The following is an 18,553-nucleotide window of genomic DNA, read 5'->3' on the forward strand; positions in this document are numbered from 1 at the left end:
CGGCGTCTGAAGTTATTGCACGAAAATGGATGCCGCGCTCAGTCCCAGCGATCGAGGGTGTAGCGGACTCGGATGCCACCAGCGGTGACTCGGAAGGTGTGGCCGAGTGTGCCGCCTTTGGAGAGCAGGAGGCCGCAGACTTCTGCTTCGTCTTTGCCGGAGACCACGGCGTCCTTGGCGTAAGCCTCCAGCGTCTTGCGGATTTCATGGAGGTCGCTGGTGAGGAATTCGGGGAAGAAGCCTGCACCGGTCGTGTAGGTCGTGTCTTTCGCGCCTGCGAGGGCGAAGAGGACCGATTGTTCGCGGGCGGTGCGGTCGAATTCGACGTGCCAGGTCGCGGGGTGCGGGATGACGGCGGTCACCTGACGGTGTTCGCCGGGGCGTAGGCCCCACTGGGCGGCTGGGGAGCCGTTGACGTAGACGTACCAGGTCACCGGGTTCCGGGTTTCGAGGTTGTCCCACTGGATGATCGGGGGCGCGTCGGGGTTCGCAGCGGTGACCATCGCGCCGTAGCTGGTTGAGGTAGACGGCACCTCGAATTCGATGCGCTCTGCGGTCGGAAGGACAGTGCGGGCGAACTTCTCCCAGGTCATCACCACCGGCGTGGCGTCGAGATCGGTTTCTCCCCTACGCTTCTCGGCGGGGATCAGGTGGGCGAAGACGCCATCGGAGCGCGAAGGTGTGTCCGTCGGCGACCAGATCGACTGCACGTCGGACAGTTTCGCGAAGCGTCGCTCCAGTGACCCGGCGGCGCCCAGCTCAGCCATGACCTTTTCCGCACGCGCGATCATCGCCGCAGTGGGTGCGGCGGTGGGCCGACGGTACTGGAGCGGGTCCATCTTCTCCGCGAAGCGACGCTTGACGCTGTCGAAGGGAAGGTCGTCGGCGAGATCGGTGAGTAGCGTGCCGATCATGCCGCTTTTGACGTGACAGAAGCTGGCCGGAGCGGTGGCGGCGGCCACCCAGATGAGGTTGTCGCGCTGTCGCTGCGCGGAATCGCCCTGTCCGCGTATCGCATTGAGCTTCTTGTGTAGTTCCAACAGCCATTTGCCTGCGCCGAGAATCGCGTCCGAGCGGTAGAGCTGCTCGGTACGCAGCAGGGCCACTGCCTTTTTCACGACGTCGTGCGGAAATTCCGTGAGGGCGCGCTCGAGCATCTCCCGGTCGGCATTCTTCGCGGCAACGTACTGCGAAGTCGTCGCGAGCACCGACGGCGTATGCACCAATTGTTCAGGCGGAGTGAGCGAAAGGTGGGTCCACGAGCCGCGCTCGGGATGTCCCCACCGGGTCGCGCTCGCGCAGAAGAGCGAGGTGATCGGCCTGCTCTCGACCTGCTCGGCCAACGCAGCGGCCGCTTTCGCGTACTGCGGCGGCGCGCTGTCGGCCGACCACAGCGCGGACTTGGCCTTAGCGTCTTGACCGACGACCACCAGCCCGCCATAGCGCTGCACGAACAATCGGCAAGTGCCACAGTTGTTCTCGGCCGCGAGTTCCGGCGTGAGCGCACCGAGGAAGATCTCGAACAAGTCCTCGCGCCCAACGGTGAACAGTGCGTCGCCTTTGGTCGCGGTCGCCAGGAACCGGCGCTGCACTCCCTCCAGGAACTCGGTGTACCGGTCGTCGACAGGTGGCTCGGCGCCAACCGCGGCATGCGTTGTCATAGTGGGTTTTCGATCTCTAGTGCGGATTTCGTGATCTCGACCCTAGCGCTCGGCGGACCGGCCTCCCGCACGAATATTCCCAGCGCGGCCATGGTCCGCCCGGTCTGATCGCCGCCGGGCGGAACAGGCCAACGCCGCGAACGAGGATGTGGCGTTGACGACCTTCGGGTGCCGGATCAGCTCATGATGATGCCCGACCGCACACCGCCACCGGTCGAGTAGAGCGAGAAGGCATGTCCCTTGGCGGTACAGGACAGGCCAGGACCGGAGTAGTGGCCGCCTGTCGCTACGCAGGTTGCGCCGGCATGAGAGACCGAGATGCTCGCGTAGCCCTCGCCGGTCTTGACGTCGGACATGTTCGGGTTGCCGCCCGGCCGGGTGAAGGCGCCGCGAGCGAAGCCTGGGTGGGCGGGCAGCGCGGGGTGGTCGATGACTACTTGGTCGACCGGGAATGGCACAGGTACCGCGGCGTTGCCGACGGGAATGGCCACGATCCGGCTCGGGGCCACGTCGCATCCGACGGTGCCGTCGCCGGTGATGGCACAGTTGACCTCGGGACCGTAGTTGAAGTACACGGTGTCGGGGGTGTCGGCGTTAGCGGCCGCGACCAGCACGAACGGTGCCACCGCCGCGGCGGCCGCAATCCCGGATAGCTTCTTGCCAATGCTGTTCATGAGCTCTCCTCGATGAGATCGACAATGCAGGTTCCTGTCGGATATCTCTCGATTAATAGCTACAAGATAGCTGAGTGTTACACCGTGTCGCTATCGACACGGAACCAGGCGGACGCCAACCCCGCGAGGCCGGCGCCAATGCGGACCGCGCCAGAGGTCTCCCGCCGTCAGCCGGGGAACGTCGTGTGGACGGTCGCCATCGTGACCCAGCGGGTGTTGGTGAACGCCTCGATCCCCCACCGGCCGCCGAAGCGACCGTAGCCGGAGGTGCCGAAACCGCCGAAGGGTGCGTTCGGTTCGTCGGCGACGGTTTGGTCGTTGATGTGCACGATGCCGGTGCGCAGTTGGCGCATCAGGCGGAGGGCGCGTGCGGTGTTCTCGGTGAGAATGCCTGCGGTGAGGCCGTTTTCGGTGTCGTTGGCCAGCGCGGCGGCTTGCTCGTCGGTGGTGAAGGTGGCGACCGTGCAGACCGGGCCGAAGGCTTCGCTGTAGTAGAGGACGGCGTCCTTGGGCACCCCGGTGAGCACGGTGGCGGGATGCACGTTGCCCTGCGGCACACCACCTCCGGCGGCCACCGTAGCGCCTCGGTCGACGGCGTCCATGATCAGCCAGGAAATCTTCTGCACGGCAGAGTGATTGACCAACGGGCCGATCACGGTGTGCGGCTCGTCCGGGCTGCCTGTCGGCAGACCGGCAACGGCGTCGGCGAACTTGCGGGTGAATTCGGCGGCCACCGACTCGTGTACGAGGATGCGATCGGCGGACATGCAGATCTGACCGGAGTTGGCGAACGCGCCGAAGACCGCCGCCGACACCGCGTAGTCGATATCGGCGTCGTCCAGCACGATCACCGAATTCTTGCCGCCCAATTCGAGCACCGCTGGCTTCAGGTGCTTGGCGGCCAGCGTGCCGATGATCCGGCCGACGTCGGTGGATCCGGTGAAGTTCACCGCGCGCACCCTCGGGTCTGCGATCAACGTCTCGGCGATCGGCGCCGCATACGCCGGATCGTTGGTGACGACGTTCAGCACGCCTGCGGGCAGCCCGGCATCGCGCAGCACGTCGGCGATGAACATCCCGCACGAGAGCGGCGCGGACTCACTCGGCTTGAGCACCACGGTATTTCCGGCCGCCAACGGCGCGGCGACCGCGCGGGCGCCGAGGATGATCGGCGCATTCCACGGCGCGAATGCCGCGACCACACCCATCGGCTCGCGCAGCGAAAGCCCGAGCACACCCTCTTGCTCCGCCGCGAGCACGTCGCCGCGCGGCGCCGTCATCGCCGCCGCGGCCTCCCGAAAGATGTTGGCACCCAACGACACATTGAAGTGGGCCCAGCCGCGGGTGGCGCCGATCTCACCCGCCATGAGCTCGGCCGCCTGCTCGGCACGCTCATCGAGCAGTGCCGCGGCCTTGGTGAAGATCGTCCGCTTGGCGAATGGGCTCAACGCCGACCACTCCCCGAACGCGCCCTGCGCCGCATCGATCGCGGCGGTCACATCCTCGGTGCCCGCCGCCGCGACGGTGGCGTACGGAACACCGGTGTACGGACTGATCACCTCGGTGGTCCGGCCTGCGCTGGCAGCCACTTCTTTGCCGTTGATCATGAGCTCACGAGACACGGTCATGGGGCTTCCTCGAACTCGATGCGCGGGGTCGAAGGCGACCGACAGTGAGGGTCGGCAGGAGGCAGAGCCGAGGGGTTGTCCGTCACTGTGGGTCGCCGCCACCGAGATTCGCGGGACGCCGCCCGGACCACTACATTGATTCCATTCAATGGGAGTAAATGCTCGTGGCTAGATCAACCAGTGGTGAATCGGTGCTGTCTCGGATAGTGCGCCTGTACGAGGCGTTCGATCCGGACGCCACCTCTGTCACCGTTTCCGAACTCGCGCGTCGCGCCGATTTGCCGTTGGCGACGGCGTCGCGGCTGGTGAGTGCCCTCGTCGAACACGAGTGGCTGCACCGCGACAGCAGCAGGCGCGTGCAGATCGGGGTCAGGATGTGGGAGCTCGCCGCCCGCGCCTCACCGACGCTCGGATTGCGCGAGGCCGCGATGCCGTTCATGGAGGACCTGCACGCGGCCGTCGGCCAGCACGTGCAACTCAGTGTGCGCCAACAACACGAGGTGCTGTACGTCGAGCGGCTGTCCGCGCCCGGCTCTGTGCGGATCGTGAACCGGCTCGCCGGGCGGCTCCCGTTGCACGCCTCCTCGCCGGGCTTGGTGTTGCTGGCGCACAGCTCCGCCGAACTCCAAGAGACGATCTTGACCGGTCCACTGCCTGCGTTCACGCCGCACACCGTCACCGATCCAAAGGTGCTGCGCGCAAAGCTGAGTGAGGTCAGGCGTACCGGATATGCCTTCTGCGAGGGTTATATCGATGAGGTATCGACTGCGGTAGCGGCACCGCTGTACGCCTCGCGCGGCCACGTCGTCGCCGCATTGTCGGTGCTGGTGCCCAAGAACGAGTCCGCGCGCACGACGATTCCCGCGGTGCTCGCCGCTGCACACGGCATCTCGCGAGCCCTCGGCAACCGCAGCTCGGAGCGCACTTGCCGCCGAGTAACGGAGTCGCCTGCCGCGACGACTTATCGTGAACGGCAACAAGTCACACCGTGAACCATTCACCTCGTGAAGCACCGGGCACCGCGCCAATCGCCAAGCCTCCTGCCGCCTTTCCATTTGGAGGAGTTATGAAGTTCATCGGCGGGAGTTCCGGCCGCACCGACCCGAAGCGACATCTGTGGATGTTCGGCCTGCTCGCGCCTGCGTGTGCCTTACTTCCGTCGCAGCTGGTGCTGCGGACCGGCGCCCCGGTGTTCTGGTGGATCGGCCCGGTCATCGTGCTGATCGTGATCCCGGTGCTGGACTGGGTCGTTGGCGAGGACGGCACCAATCCGCGCGACGAGGACTACGAATCACTGTCCAACGACCGGTATTACCGCTGGTGCACCTACCTGTTCCTGCCGATCCAATTGACCGGGTTGGGTATTGCCGCCGCCATGTGGACGGGCACCGAGCTTGCGGTGGTCGACAAGCTGGGGTTGGCCGTCACTTTGGGTTTCGTCAGCGGCATCGGCATCAACGCCGCGCACGAACTCGGCCATCGGGTCGAACATCTGGAGCGGTGGCTGGCCAAGATCGCGCTGGCACAGTCGGTGTACGGGCATTTCTTCATCGAGCACAACCGCGGGCATCACGCCAGGGTGGCGACGCCGCAGGATCCCGCGAGCGCGCGGCTCGGCGAGTCGCTGTGGGAGTTTCTGCCGCGCAGCGTGATCGGCGGTTTCCGTTCGGCGGTCAGGCTGGAACGGCGCAGGTTGATGCGGAAAAAACTGCGGTGGTGGAGCATCGACAACCACATCCTGCAGGCATGGTCGATAAGCGTGCTGCTGTTCGGCGCGTTGATCGCGGTGTTCGGCATCGCGGTGCTGCCGTGGCTGCTGCTCCAGGCGGTGATCGCGGTTGGGTTGCTGGAGACAGTGAACTACGTCGAGCATTACGGCCTGCTACGCGCCAAGCGCCCCAACGGACGGTGGGCCCGCTGCTCACCGCGCGACAGCTGGAACAGCGACCGACTGGTCACCAACATCTTCCTGTTCCATCTGCAGCGCCACAGCGATCACCACGCCAACCCTGGACGCCGGTATCAGACCCTGCGCAGCACCATGCAGGCACCGCAGCTGCCCGCGGGCTACCCGACGATGATCGTGCTCGCCGCGATCCCGCCGCTGTGGCGCTCGGTGATGGACCCGAGGGTGCTCGCCCACTACGACGGCGACATCACCCTCGCCAACGTCCAGCCGCGCCGACGGACCGGTGATGCTGAGCCCGAGGCGAAACGGACATCGGCGTCCCTCGGCAAGCGACTTTGGGGCCGTTCGCCCGCGCACTGAAACACGTGCCTGTGGTCAAGTGGAAACATCCTGCCATCGGATGGCTAGGATGGGCCACTCATTCGATTACAACAAAAGGGGAATCTCCATGGCACGCAAGGTCGTCGTAACACTCGTCGATGACTACGACGGCAAGTCTCAGGCCGAAGAGACAGTGCACTTTGCCTTGGACGGAGTCGCATACGAGCTGGATCTGTCGGCGCTCAACGCCAGCCAGCTGCGCGGCATCTTCGAGCAGTGGACGCCCAACGCCCGCAAGGTCGGACGGGCACCTCGGACGAAGGGCACCGCAGCGCGCCCGGCAGCCGGTCGCGAACAGACCGCCGCCATGCGCGAATGGGCACGCAAGAAGGGCATCGAGGTGTCCACGCGTGGCCGGATCTCGGTCGAGGTCGCCGAGGCCTACATGAAGGCGAACGCCTGACGAACGATCAGGCTTGCGCTTCAGCGGTTTTCGCGAACCGGGCAAGCACAGCGGACCAACCGCCACCCTGCTCGACAATGGCGTCACGGAGGGCTTCAGCCGCGACGAGTCGGTCGAGGTGGCGGTGTTCGAGGGTGACGCTGGTCTGTCCGGGACCGGTCGCGGTGAAGCGCACCTCGATCTCACCGGCACGCTCGAGGTCGGGGTCGTACTGCCAGTAGCCGTTGATCTGCCAGGTCACCACCAGTCGGTTCGGCGGCTCCCAGGCGACGACCCGACCCCAGTCGCATTCGCTGCCGTCGGTGCCGCGCTCATGCCAGCGGCCGCCTATCCGGGGTTCCACGATGGCGTCGGCCATTCCGGTTCGTCCGATGTGGTAGACCGCAGGCCACCAGGTGCCGAACGATTCGGTGAAGAACGTGAACGCCTTGTCCAGCGGGAGCGCAACGGTCGCTGCGCCGTGCAAGGCGGTGTCTTCGAGTGCGGTCATGCGGGTTTCTCCTGTTCTGGATCTGTCTCTCGGAACGGCAGTCGACGCATCGTTGTCGGGTTTCGGGTTATCGGAGCAGGCTGTCCGCGGCGTCCACGGCAGGTTGCTCGCTCTTCGATCGGGTAGCGAAGGCTCCGCTGTAGCGGGCGGTCGCGGCGATGGCCAGCGCGAGCAGCGGGAGAACCCACAGGGCGGTGTCCAAGCCGACCACGTCGGCCAGATGACCGATCAGCGGTGGGCCGGAAACATAACCCAGCCAGCCGAGTGCCGCGACCGTGGCGATCGCCGAACCCGCGTTGGTCGGCGAATTGTCTTGGCTCGCGGCGCCTGCGGCACTGAACGCGCTCGGCACGATCAGTGCCAGGCCGATACCCATTGCCGCAAAGCCGACTATCGGCTCGCGCGCGAGCAGCGCGACGCTCATGCCTGCGGCGAAAACCAGTGCCAGTGCCGGAAGCAGCGAGGCGTTGCGGAACCTGCTCTGCAACATGGTTCCGCTCAGGCGCACCGTCACCATCGCCAACGCGTACCCCGCGTAGCCGAGGCCGGCGAGTGCCGCGCCCGCGCCGAGTTCGTCACGCAGGTAGGTCGCCGACCAGTCGGCCGCCGCGCCTTCACCGAGCATCGAGGCAAAAGCGATCCCGCCCAATGTGATAACGATCGGCGCTGGACGTAGTCGACGAGACTTCGTGCCCGACTTATCCTTTCGCACGCGCGGCCCGGCACTGTCCGGAATGAGCGCACGCGACAACACTTCTATCACCACCACCGCCGTGATCCCGAGCACCGCGAACTGAACGCTCAGGTCGATGCCGACCAGGACGGCAGCGGCGCCGACCAGCGCGCCGAGGAACCCGCCGATACTCCAAATACCGTGCAGCCGTGCCATGATCGGCTTGCCGACCGCCCGCTCGACGGTCACCGCCTGGGTATTCATCGCGACGTCGAGCGACCCCTGGAACAGGCCCCAGAAAGCAAGCGCGCCGAACAGTTGTACCGGCGAACCCGCCGAGCCGACAGCAATACCGCCGAGCGCGTAGCCGACGATAGTCAACTGGATCATGCAGCGACTACCCAGGCGTGGCAACAGTCGTGTCGACAGCAGCATGGCCGTCACCGACCCGATCGGCGCGCCGAGCAGCGCGGTCCCCAGCACACCGTCGCTCAGCGCGAGTTCCGCCTTGATGTGCGGGATGTGCGCGGTCCACGAGGCGAACAGCAACGCCTCGGCCAAGAATGTCGCGGCGATCGAAACCTGGATGCGGGCAAGAGAAGAACGGTCGAGCAGGTCAGACACAGTGGACCTCGATGCCGTCCGCGCGCAGCGTGGCGACGGCATCCTCCGGCGCGTCGACATCGGTGACGACCACGTCGATCTCGGCCGTCGCGCAGACCACCGCCAGCGCGGTCCGCGCGAACTTGCTCGAGTCGATCATCGCGATCGTCCGCGCCGACGCGGCCGCCGCGGCCCGCTTCACCGCCGCATCCTGTAAGTCGTGGGCCGTGATCCCGCCGCGCGGACTCAACCCGCAACACGTCATCAGCATCGTGTCCAGCCGCAACATCGAGATGTTCTGCTCCGCCATCGGGCCGACCAGCGACGACTCACCCTTGCGCACCGTCCCGCCCGGCAGCAGCAACGTCACGCTCGGCGCCGACGCGAGCACCACCATCGAGTTGACTGCCAACGGCACCACCGTGACCCGCCGCGCGCACAGTTCGTGCGCAGCCGCTAAACCTGTTGTCCCACTGTCGAGTACGACTGACTCACCCTCGGCGATCAATCCCACCGCCGCGGCCGCGATCCGCGCCTTCGCCGCCGACTGCTCCATCTCGCGCATCGCGAACGGCATCTCCTCCCCGCGCAGCATCGTGCTCACCGCACCGCCGCGCACCCGCCGCAGCACTCCCGTCTGCTCTAGCTCCGCCAGATCCCGCCGCACTGTGACCTCCGACGTCTGCAGCGCCCGCGCCAACTCGGCAACAGTCACCGACTCCGACGCCTTCAATGCCCGAACAATCTCCGCATGCCGATCCTCCGCAACACTCATACTTTCAAACGTACATCAAATCTGATCATTTGAAAGCGAATTTTGATCGATTGCGGACGTCCGTAGGCACGCCGTGGCACCAAAACATGACGCGGCGGATATAGCGGAAGCGCGGCAGACCATGCCTCGCAGCAGGCGGAGTCGCGAAAGACGGTGCGGCTCAGACGCAGCGGAGCATGGCCTCGCGGAGGTTGCGGCTGCGGACGTCGTCGAGGACGGCGAGGCCTAGTCGGTTCATCGCGTACCCGAAGCCGAGACCTGTTGCCGGATCGGCGAATCCGAAGGAACCGCCGAGGCCGGTGGTGCCGTAGGCGCGTTTGTCGGAACCGAAGCGGAAGTCGCCGCCGGACTTGCGGAAGCCGAGGTGGTAGCGAGTCTTGACGTGCAGCACCAGATCACCGGCCGGGACGTCGGTGGCGAAATCGGCGGCGGCCAGCTGGTCGAGCACGGTGTTGTCGATCGGCAGTGCACCGGTGCGGCCCGCGGCGGCGCCGTAGACCTGAGCCAGTGCGCGAGCGTTGCCGACGCCGTTGGAGCCGGGGAGCTCGACCGCGAGGAATTCACGTCGCGTGGCCCGCGCCGGGCTGCCGCAGCGCGGATTCGTCAGCGCCTCATATGCCAGACCGCGTTTCGCGAAGATCTCGGCGCCGATCCGCAGCGGAACGTCGCGCTCAAAGCGCAGCGCGTCGAGCCCGCGAGTCGCGGCCATGGTGGCGATGCGTTCCAGCCCTTGGTCGGCGGGCCAGCCGATATGGAAGTCGACGCCGAGCGGTTTCGCGATGTCCTCGGCGAAGATTCGCCCGAGTGTGCGGCGCTGCTTGTCGACCCGGCGCAGCAGTTCGCCCTGATACAACCCGAGGGTGATCGCGTGATACCCGTGCCTGGTGCCAGGGCGCCAGGCCGGCTTCTGCGCGGCGAGGATCGGTGCGAGACCGTCGAGGTCTGCGATCTGGTGCAGCCGCACCACCGGATTCAGGCCGGACAGCCCGGCCTGATGGTCGATCAGCTGCCGCACCGTGATCGCGCCCTTGCCCTGCGCGGCGAACTCGGGCCAGTACGTCGCCACCGGCTCCTCGTAGTCGAGCAGTCCCTTCGACACCGCGGCCGCGAGCGTGAACGCCGCCAACCCCTTCGTCGACGAGAACACCGGAACGATCGTGTCGCGCTCCCACGGCAGCGTCCGGCGGCGGTCGCGATGGCCTGCCCACAGATCCACCACCGGCCGATCTCCGGCATACACCGCGACGGCGGCGCCGATTTCGCCGTGCTGAGCGAAGTTGCGGCGGAATGCGTCGGCGACGGGCCCGAAGCCGGGTTCGACATCGCCGTGGATCGTGGGGAGCGCGTTCATGGTCATTCGATGGTAGCGGCGTTCTTCTCGTAGGCTCGCTGAGTGCGTTCACTCGAGCAGATCAGGCAGTGGCCGGTCCGGCACGCGGCGGCCGCGGTCGTCACCGCCGACGGCGAGACGACGAGCGAGGGCGACGTCGATCGGGTGTTCCCGCTCGCGTCGGTGACCAAGCCGTTGGTGGCCTACGCGGTGCTTGTCGCGGTGGAGGAGGGCGCGATCGAATTCGATCAGCCCGCAGGCCCACCGGGGTCGACGGTGCGGCACCTGCTCGCCCACACCTCGGGGCTCGCGTTCGACACCACCGATATCCAGGCGGCGCCCGGCACGCGGCGCATCTATTCCAGCATCGGATTCGAGGTGCTTGCCGAGTTCGTCACCGCGGAGACCGGAATCGCGTTCGAGGAATACCTGCGCGACGCGGTATTCGAGCCGCTCGGAATGAAAGACTCGGCGCTGGCCGGATCGGCGGGCCACGCGGGCCGCTCGACAGCAGCTGACCTGTCTCGTTTCGCGGCGGAATTGCTCGATCCTCGTTTGATTTCCGCGCAGACGCACGCCGACGCGACCTCGGTCCAATTTCCCGGCCTCAACGGCGTGCTCCCCGGCTACGGTTCGCAGCGCCCGAACGACTGGGGATTGGGTTTCGAGATCCGTGACGGAAAGTCGCCGCACTGGACCGGCGGCACGAATTCACCGCGCACGTTCGGCCATTTCGGACAGTCCGGGACATTTTTGTGGGTCGACCCCGCGTCGTCTTTGGCGTGTCTTGCATTGACCGATCAGAATTTCGGCGACTGGGCGAGAGCGGCCTGGCCGCCCCTCAGTGATGCCGTTATTGCGGAGGCGACATCCTCGCACGCAACACGGCGGTGAAGTAACACATGTAACATCGGGCACTCCAGTACACTTTGGCAACACCAGCAGACGGGCCGTTGGGGAAGACGTCCCCCGTCGACGCTGGAGGTGTTAGTGGTGCGCGCATCGAGTCAGTTCGCGGACGTGACGGCGGGTGTGGTGTACATCCACTCGTCGCCCGCCGCGCTGTGCCCGCACGTCGAATGGGCGCTCACCTCGGCTCTGAGCTCACCCGCCAAGCTGCGCTGGACCGCACAGCCCGCGGACGGCCAACTGCGCGCGACCAGTGAATGGCTCGGCCCGGTCGGCACCGCCGCGCGGATCGCGCAGTCGCTGCGTTCGTGGCCGGTGCTGCGGTTCGAGGTCACCGAGGACCCCAGCGACGGCGTCGACGGTGAGCGCTACTGCTTCGTACCCGGCCTCGGCCTCTGGCACGGCTCCACCAGCGCCAACGGTGACGTCACGCTCGGTGAGATGCGCCTGCGCGCAATGCTGCGCGCCGCAGGCGAACTCGGCAAATACACCGCCTACGATCTGGCCGCCGAGATCGACCGCGCCCTCGGCACCCCATGGGACGAGGACCTCGAGATCTACCGCTACGGCACCGAATCCGGCGCCGAAGTCACCTGGCTCCGCCGCGACGTCGGCTGACGCAACCCGAAAGCCCTACTCGCTCAACGTTGTACACGAGGTCTTCGCAAAGAATTGCGGCCGAGGACAACGCGATTCGTTTGCTCATCGGACATCCTTTCGCTCGCCCGTCCATTCTTCCCAGAAACCCCACCGTGCACGGATATTTCGGACAACTCCGAGGCCAGCCGAATATCATTCCGCGACAAAGGTTTCGAATCGAGGGCGGGTACCGACCGGTTTCCCGCCCAGCGGGACAATCGTCGTCGTGTCTGCCGAAGGTATCTGGACCGTCGCCCCCGAACCCGTCGACTCTCCTGCCGCCACGGCCCTGTGGCGGGACTACTACACCGAGGTCAGCGACCGCTGGTACCAGCTCAACGAGGGACATGCGACCGATCCCGTCGAGCTGGAACGCGGCCTCGCGGCGACCACCGGCGCCGAGCTCGCACCACCGCGCGGCGTATTGCTGATAGCCCGCCGCGCGGGCGCACCAGCCGGGTCCGCAGGCCTGCACCTGCTCGACAGCGAAACCGCGGAGCTGAAGCGACTCTTCGTCCGCAAGCACCTGCGCGGATTCGGCGGCGCCACAGTTCTCGTCGATGCGGCGGAGTCCGCAGCCCGGGCACTCGGAGCGCGCCGAATCGTGCTGGATACCCGTCGTGATCTGGTCGAGGCGCGGGCGCTGTATGCCCGGCTCGGTTATGCGGAATCGTCACCGCACAACGACCAGATGTATGCCGAGTGCTGGTATCGCAAGGAGCTGTAGAAAGGCGACACGCTGCCTACACTGAGTGTTGCTCCACCTTCTCAACGATGCACATCGGTAGCCGATCACAGATCGGAGGGATCCCGTGGCAGAGCAGCCAACCACAGTCGACACCTATATCGCCTCCTTCCCCGAGGAGGTACGCGGCATCCTGAACGAAATCCGCGACACCATCCAGCGCGCCCTGCCGGACGCGACGGAAGCCATCAGTTACGACATCCCCACCTTCAAGCTCAACGGTCACAGCGTCGTGCACTTCGCGGGATGGAAGAAGCACATCAGTGTGTACCCGATCCCCGAGGGCGACCGCAGCTTCGAGCGCGCGATCGAACCGTATCGAGCGGGCAAGGGAACGTTGAAGTTCCCACTCGCCAAGCCGATCCCCTACGAGCTGATCGCCGCCGTAGCCACCAAACTCGCCAGCCGGAAACCACGGGCGACACTCGAAAGCGTCTGACACCGCCGTGACGTGGCCGAGTTGCGGCTCGGCCGGTCACGAACGCGCGTCGGTTACCAGTCGGCCTCGGTGTACTTGATGATGCCGCGGATGTTCTTGCCGTCGAGCATGTCCTGGTAGCCCTGGTTGATTTCCTCCAGCGAGTAGCTGCGGGTCACCATGTCGTCCAAGTTGAGTTGACCGGACTTGTACAGGCGGAGCAGGTTCGGCGCGTCCTGGCGGGCGTTGCCGCCGCCGAAGATGCAGCCCTTCACCGTCTTCTGCAGCATGGACAGCAGGAAGCTGTTCATCTTGACGTCTCCGTGTTCCATCCGGCCCATCGAGGTGACCACCAGGGTGCCCGCCTTCGCGGTGAGGATGAGACCTTCCTCGATGTAGTCGCCGTGCATTTCGCCCATGGTGAGAATGACCTTCTCGGCCATCCGCCCCTCGGTGGCGTCCATCAGCGGCATGATCGCGGCGGCCATGCTCTCGTAAGTGTGCGTGGCGCCGAACTTCTGCGCCTGCTCGCGCTTCCACGGATTCGGGTCGATGGCAACGACTTTCGACGCGCCGGAGAGCACCGCGCCTTGCAGCGCGCTCATGCCGACACCACCGATCCCTGCGATCACCACGGTGTCGCCCGGCGTCACCTGTGCGACGTGCGTGGCGGAGCCGAAGCCGGTCGGCACGCCGCAGCCGACGAGGCAGGCCACCTCGAACGGGATGGTCGGGTCGATCTTCACCACCGAGGTGTGGTGCACGGTCATGTACGGCGCGAACGTGCCGAGCAGGCACATCGGGATGACGTTCTCGCCGCGTGCCTGGATGCGGTAGGTGCCGTCGCTGATCGCCTGGCCCATCAGCAGGCCTGCACCGAGATCACACAGCGCCATGTTGCCGCTCACGCAGGCCGGACAGCGGCCGCAGGCGGGGATGAACGACAGGATCACGTGATCGCCGACCGCGAGATCGGCGGGCGTGTTCGGTCCGAGCTTGGTGATCACGCCTGCCCCCTCGTGCCCGCCCATCACCGGGTAGGCGGGCATCGGCGTCGCGCCGGTCACGATGTGATGGTCCGAATGGCACATGCCTGCCGTCTCGAGCCGGATCTGCACCTCGCCGGAGACCGGATCGCCGACCTCGATCTCTTCTACCGACCATGGTTGGTCGATCCCCCACAGGATCGCGCCCTTCGTCTTCATTCCTGTCGACCCTCTCGCATGCACGTGCTTATATGTGACTGCACCCACACTACGAGAAAAGTGGAACGCGTTCTAGTACCGGCTCGAAAATTCAGCGGTAACGGTGATCAGACCACCCGAACACGTTCTAGTACGGGGCCAGATCTCAGCCGCGGACGTCGTGCACGTGGTGCACCAGATCGTGAATGAAGTAGCGGGCGAACGAGTCGACCGTGAAGACCGCGCCGTCGCTGCGTTCACCGCGCCGGTCACGATGCGCGAGCGGAACGGACTCGAAGGCGCCAGCCACAACGTCGGCGGCCTGAGCCAGTTCGGTCGCAACCCGCGCGGGGTCTTGCAGGTCGTAACGGTCGTTCACAGCGGTCTCGTCCTGGTCCCAGTTCGTGAACCGCGGGATCGAGCCGTCCGCAGTGCCCGCCAGCATCAGGGCGAGGCGAACATCGAACAGGCGGCACACGTCGCGGACGTGCGCACCGTACTCGAGCGCCGACCAGGTCGAGTCGTCCGGCCGCACTCGGACATCGGGACGGTCGAGAACCTCGGCGAACCGAGCGGCACTGTCGCGCGTCAATGCGGGCACCGCTTCGTAAGCGGTCGCGGTGGGGTCGAAACCACAATCAGGACAAGGGCGTTCGGTCACCCAGGTCCAGTTCTTCACATCAGGAACGATCGGCATGCGCCAAAGATAGCGTGGCCGAATATCTCCAGCGACAGATATTCAGCCAATCAGCCGCAACATCCCGACAATCACTCCATCAGCTGATGGGCACGCTCGAACAACTCGAGCGTGATGGCGTGCAGGAAGTCGCCGACCTGCTTGGGCGCCTTGCCCGCGAACGCGCGGGCGTGCGTCCCCTCCAGCACGATGCCGAGCTTGAAACAGGCGAGCACGGTGTACCAGGACACGGCGCTGAGATCGCGCTCGGAGAACCGACCGTAGTGGGCGACCATCTCCTCCGGCGTCGGCAGCCCGCCTGCCCCACCCAACTTGCCGACCAGCGCCGCGCCGGTGGTCCCAGGCACCGGCCGGGTGGCGATCTGCCAGCCGAGATCGAGCAGCGGATCACCGATGGTCGACATCTCCCAGTCGACCATGGCCGCGACCTCCGGGCCGTCGTAGGAGAACATCATGTTCGCCAGGTGACAGTCGCCGTGCAGGATGCCCGGCGTCCATTGCGCAGGCCGATGGCGATCGAGCCACTCCCCGGTCCGCTCGACGCCGGGGATCTCGGGGCCTGGGTAGCCCTCATTGGTCGAATACGATTCGAGCTCACCGAGCCAGCGCGGCACCTGACGCTCCAGGAAGCCTTCAGGCTTGCCGTAGTCGGCGAGGCCGAGCGCCTGGTAGTCGAGCGCGCCGAGCCTGGCGATCGCCTCGACCGCGGACAGGCCCATCTGCTTGCGGATCTCCGGATCGCCCGCGTGCAAGTCCGGGAGCTCGTTGGCCGGATTGAAGCCGTTGATCGGCTCCATCAGATAGAACACCGCGCCGATCACCGAGTCGTCCGGGCACGCCGCGATCACTCGTGGCGCGCGCACGTCGGTGCCGTTGATCGCGCCGAGCAGGCGCGCCTCCCGGCGGATCACGTCGTTGCTCTTGGCGCGCAGATGCTTCGGGCCGCGCCGCAGCACGTAGTCGCGACCGCCGCGGGTGAATCGGAGCATGACGTTCTGGGTGCCGCCGCCGAGCGCGGCCACCTCCTCGAATTCGCCTGCGGGCAGGCCCTGCTCATCCATCCACTTGCCGACCAAGGCGAAGTCGACGAGTTCCCGATCCACACCGACGGGTTGCGCAACAGACATGCCCAACATTGTGCACCACCCGCCGGCCTAAACTGACGGCACACGACAACAGTTAGGCGAAACGCGTGCGGCGTAGGGTTTCGGGCACCATGCGCACGTTGCTGATCGACAATTACGACTCCTTCACCTACAACCTGTATCAGCTGATCAGCCAGGTGAACGGCATCGAGCCGACCGTCGTGCGGAACGACGAGGTCGGCGAGCTCGAATTGGCGCGCTTCGACAACGTGGTCATCTCCCCTGGCCCAGGCAGGCCGGAGGTGCCCCGCGATATCGGGATCTCGGCGACGGTGATCCGCGAGGCACGATTGCCACTGCTCGGCGTGTGCCTCGGGCATCAGGGCATCGTGGTCGCGGCGGGCGGCACCGTCGCCGTCGCACCGGCGGCGCGGCACGGCTACCTCGATCGGATCGAACACGACGACCGCGACCTGTTCGCCGGACTGCCGCAAGGGTTCACCGCCGTCCGCTACCACTCGCTCTGCGCACAGCGACCGCTGCCGGACCGCCTGGAGATCACCGCGACGGCCGCCGACGGAGTGATCATGGGCGTGCGGCATCGCGATCGGCCGCAGTGGGGCGTGCAGTTCCATCCCGAGTCGATCGCCAGCGAATTCGGCGCGACCATCCTCCGCAATTTCGCGAAACTGACTGCGGCACACCGGGTATCGCCTACCGACCGGGACACGCTTGTCCGGCGCTCCGAGCCGGTGACGATGCGGCTGCGCCCCGTCACCCTCGACCGCCCCGACACCGGATCGCGGCCGACTGCCGCTGTGTCGGCATCTGAGCAATTCCCCTCTGTCGCTACGCGATTCAACGCCCGCCCGCCGCGCACCGAAATTCTGGACCGCTACGGCGGGAGACCGCGGCGATGGCAGTTGCAGCACACCGTGATCGAGCGGCCGATCGATACCGAAAGCGCGTTCGTCCGGCTGTACGGCAACTCCCCCACCGCCTTCTGGCTCGACAGCGAGCATGTCGAGCCGGGACTGGATCGGTTCTCGTTCCTCGGCGATGCCAGCGGGCCACTGGCCGAGGTGGTGCGGTATCGGGTCGGCACCGGCGAGGTGACCGTCGAATCGTCGGACGGGAATCGGCGCGTCGTCGCGGGCGGGGTGCTCGACTATCTGGCCGCCGAATTGCGGCTGCGGCGCCTCGAACTCCCCGACCTGCCTTTCGATTTCGCAGGCGGGTACGTCGGATACCTCGGCTACGAGGTGAAAGCCGACTGCGGCGGGCAGGTCGCGCATCGCGCGCCGACACCGGACGCGCAATGGCTCTTCGCCGACCGGATCGTGGTGGTCGATCATGTCGGCGGCCGCACACACCTGCTGTCGCTGACGGATTCGACACCGGACACCAAAGCCGCGGGCGCCGACTGGCTGCGCGACACCAGGGAAACTCTCGAGTCCCTGCCCACCTGGCGGAATCCGCCCACACTCGAGGTGCCCTCGGACAGCGACCGTGTCGAGCCGTTGCTGACCCGCGGCCACGAGCGGTACCTCGCCGATATCGCGGTCTGCCAGGAGCGGTTGCACGCGGGCGAGTCCTACGAGATCTGCCTCACCGACAGCGCGACCGTGCCCGCCGCGGAGGACGACGGCCTCGACTTCTATCGCACGCTGCGCCGCTGCAACCCCGCGCCCTACGCGGCATACCTGCGGTTCGACGACCTCGAAATCGCCTGCTCCTCACCGGAACGCTTCCTGAAGGTCGATCGCAGGCGCGCGGTGGAGAGCAAGCCGATCAAGGGCACCGCCGCGCGCGGCGCCACCGCGGCCGAGGACAACGAGCTGGCCCGCGCGCTGGCCGACAGCCCGAAGACCAGGGCCGAGAACCTGATGATCGTCGACCTGCTGCGCAACGACCTCGGCCGGGTGTGCGAGATCGGCAGCGTGCACGTCCCCAAGCTGATGGCCATCGAGTCGTACATGACCATGCATCAACTGGTGTCCACCGTGCGCGGCACGCTGCGCCCCGACGTAGACGTGATCGACTGCCTGCGTGCGTGTTTCCCCGGCGGTTCGATGACCGGCGCGCCGAAGCTGCGCACCATGGAGATCATCGACGAGCTGGAAACCGAAGCGCGCGGAGTCTATTCGGGCACCATCGGCTTCCTCGGGCTCGGCGGCACCGCCGATCTCAACATCGTCATCCGGACCGCCGTGCGCTACGACGGTCGCTGGCGGATCGGCGCGGGCGGGGCCATCGTGCTCGATTCCGACGCCGAGGACGAGTTTCACGAGATGGTGCTCAAGGCCGCAGCCACGCTGCGTGCGGCACGCGACCGCGCCAGTCACTGAC

18 protein-coding genes are annotated in these 18,553 nt (G+C 66.4%); 8 read left to right on the plus strand and 10 right to left on the minus strand.

The genetic code is table 11. The features are described from left to right. Positions 1 to 38: 38 nt before the first annotated feature. The 3 genes from ACGFNJ_RS11410 to ACGFNJ_RS11420 all read right to left on the minus strand — a co-directional run bounded on the left by ACGFNJ_RS11410 (position 39) and on the right by ACGFNJ_RS11420 (position 3,963). Entirely contained in the window at positions 39 to 1,661 is a 1,623-nt protein-coding gene (locus ACGFNJ_RS11410; RefSeq protein ID WP_393446134.1) for a hypothetical protein, read from the minus strand. Between the two features lie 176 nt (positions 1,662 to 1,837). Further along, a complete protein-coding gene (locus tag ACGFNJ_RS11415) occupies positions 1,838 to 2,335 on the minus strand; it encodes a hypothetical protein (RefSeq protein WP_393446136.1) in 498 nt (165 codons plus the stop codon). Positions 2,336 to 2,502: 167 nt separating this feature from the next. Continuing rightward, a complete protein-coding gene (locus tag ACGFNJ_RS11420) occupies positions 2,503 to 3,963 on the minus strand; it encodes an aldehyde dehydrogenase family protein (protein WP_393446138.1) in 1,461 nt (486 codons plus the stop codon). A 164-nt stretch (positions 3,964 to 4,127) separates the two neighbouring features. On the opposite strand from ACGFNJ_RS11420, the gene ACGFNJ_RS11425 reads away from it, so the two are divergent. From ACGFNJ_RS11425 to ACGFNJ_RS11435, 3 genes are all read left to right on the plus strand, one after another. Continuing rightward, a complete protein-coding gene (locus ACGFNJ_RS11425) occupies positions 4,128 to 4,955 on the plus strand; it encodes an IclR family transcriptional regulator (protein WP_393446140.1) in 828 nt (275 codons plus the stop codon). A gap of 74 nt (positions 4,956 to 5,029) precedes the next feature. Further along, complete coding sequence (locus ACGFNJ_RS11430; RefSeq protein WP_393446142.1) at positions 5,030 to 6,232, plus strand: alkane 1-monooxygenase; 1,203 nt, start codon at positions 5,030 to 5,032, stop codon at positions 6,230 to 6,232. Positions 6,233 to 6,320: 88 nt separating this feature from the next. Continuing rightward, a complete protein-coding gene (locus ACGFNJ_RS11435) occupies positions 6,321 to 6,656 on the plus strand; it encodes an Lsr2 family protein (protein ID WP_393446144.1) in 336 nt (111 codons plus the stop codon). A gap of 7 nt (positions 6,657 to 6,663) precedes the next feature. Here the strand turns inward: ACGFNJ_RS11435 and ACGFNJ_RS11440 are convergent, their stop codons facing one another. From ACGFNJ_RS11440 to ACGFNJ_RS11455, 4 genes are all read right to left on the minus strand, one after another. Beyond that, complete coding sequence (locus ACGFNJ_RS11440) at positions 6,664 to 7,146, minus strand: SRPBCC family protein (RefSeq protein ID WP_393446146.1); 483 nt, start codon at positions 7,144 to 7,146, stop codon at positions 6,664 to 6,666. 67 nt (positions 7,147 to 7,213) lie between these two features. Continuing rightward, complete coding sequence (locus ACGFNJ_RS11445) at positions 7,214 to 8,443, minus strand: MFS transporter (RefSeq protein ID WP_393446148.1); 1,230 nt, start codon at positions 8,441 to 8,443, stop codon at positions 7,214 to 7,216. Further along, complete coding sequence (locus ACGFNJ_RS11450; RefSeq protein WP_393446150.1) at positions 8,436 to 9,197, minus strand: DeoR/GlpR family DNA-binding transcription regulator; 762 nt, start codon at positions 9,195 to 9,197, stop codon at positions 8,436 to 8,438. The genes ACGFNJ_RS11445 and ACGFNJ_RS11450 overlap by 8 nt, the downstream gene beginning before the upstream one ends. A 160-nt stretch (positions 9,198 to 9,357) precedes the next feature. Next, a complete protein-coding gene (locus tag ACGFNJ_RS11455; protein WP_393446152.1) occupies positions 9,358 to 10,548 on the minus strand; it encodes a serine hydrolase domain-containing protein in 1,191 nt (396 codons plus the stop codon). A 42-nt stretch (positions 10,549 to 10,590) separates the two neighbouring features. On the opposite strand from ACGFNJ_RS11455, the gene ACGFNJ_RS11460 reads away from it, so the two are divergent. From ACGFNJ_RS11460 to ACGFNJ_RS11475, 4 genes are all read left to right on the plus strand, one after another. Beyond that, positions 10,591 to 11,421 carry a serine hydrolase domain-containing protein gene (locus ACGFNJ_RS11460; RefSeq protein ID WP_393446154.1) on the plus strand — a complete coding sequence of 277 codons (831 nt, stop codon included), beginning with the start codon at positions 10,591 to 10,593 and terminating at the stop codon, positions 11,419 to 11,421. A 99-nt stretch (positions 11,422 to 11,520) separates the two neighbouring features. After that, positions 11,521 to 12,054, plus strand: a complete 534-nt coding sequence (locus tag ACGFNJ_RS11465) for a DUF3145 domain-containing protein (RefSeq protein ID WP_393446156.1) — start codon at positions 11,521 to 11,523, stop codon at positions 12,052 to 12,054. A gap of 247 nt (positions 12,055 to 12,301) precedes the next feature. Beyond that, positions 12,302 to 12,802: a GNAT family N-acetyltransferase gene (locus ACGFNJ_RS11470; protein WP_393446158.1), complete on the plus strand. Its 501-nt coding sequence runs from the start codon at positions 12,302 to 12,304 to the stop codon at positions 12,800 to 12,802. A gap of 85 nt (positions 12,803 to 12,887) precedes the next feature. Further along, positions 12,888 to 13,259, plus strand: coding sequence for an iron chaperone (locus ACGFNJ_RS11475; RefSeq protein ID WP_393446160.1), 372 nt, complete (start codon positions 12,888 to 12,890; stop codon positions 13,257 to 13,259). Positions 13,260 to 13,312: 53 nt separating this feature from the next. Here ACGFNJ_RS11475 and ACGFNJ_RS11480 read toward each other — a convergent pair whose 3' ends face one another. The 3 genes from ACGFNJ_RS11480 to ACGFNJ_RS11490 form a co-directional block, all read right to left on the minus strand. Further along, a complete protein-coding gene (locus ACGFNJ_RS11480; protein WP_069165244.1) occupies positions 13,313 to 14,443 on the minus strand; it encodes an NDMA-dependent alcohol dehydrogenase in 1,131 nt (376 codons plus the stop codon). Between the two features lie 145 nt (positions 14,444 to 14,588). Beyond that, complete coding sequence (locus ACGFNJ_RS11485; RefSeq protein ID WP_393446162.1) at positions 14,589 to 15,119, minus strand: DinB family protein; 531 nt, start codon at positions 15,117 to 15,119, stop codon at positions 14,589 to 14,591. Positions 15,120 to 15,190: 71 nt separating this feature from the next. Next, positions 15,191 to 16,255 carry a phosphotransferase family protein gene (locus ACGFNJ_RS11490; protein ID WP_393446164.1) on the minus strand — a complete coding sequence of 355 codons (1,065 nt, stop codon included), beginning with the start codon at positions 16,253 to 16,255 and terminating at the stop codon, positions 15,191 to 15,193. Between the two features lie 80 nt (positions 16,256 to 16,335). On the opposite strand from ACGFNJ_RS11490, the gene pabB reads away from it, so the two are divergent. After that, the gene (gene pabB / locus ACGFNJ_RS11495) at positions 16,336 to 18,552 is read left to right on the plus strand and encodes an aminodeoxychorismate synthase component I (RefSeq protein ID WP_393447798.1); all 2,217 of its coding nucleotides are present in this window, start codon (positions 16,336 to 16,338) and stop codon (positions 18,550 to 18,552) included. Position 18,553 lies beyond the last annotated feature (1 nt).

The sequence above is a fragment of the Nocardia sp. NPDC049149 genome (genome assembly GCF_043197455.1).
Classification (GTDB): Bacteria; Actinomycetota; Actinomycetes; order Mycobacteriales; family Mycobacteriaceae; genus Nocardia.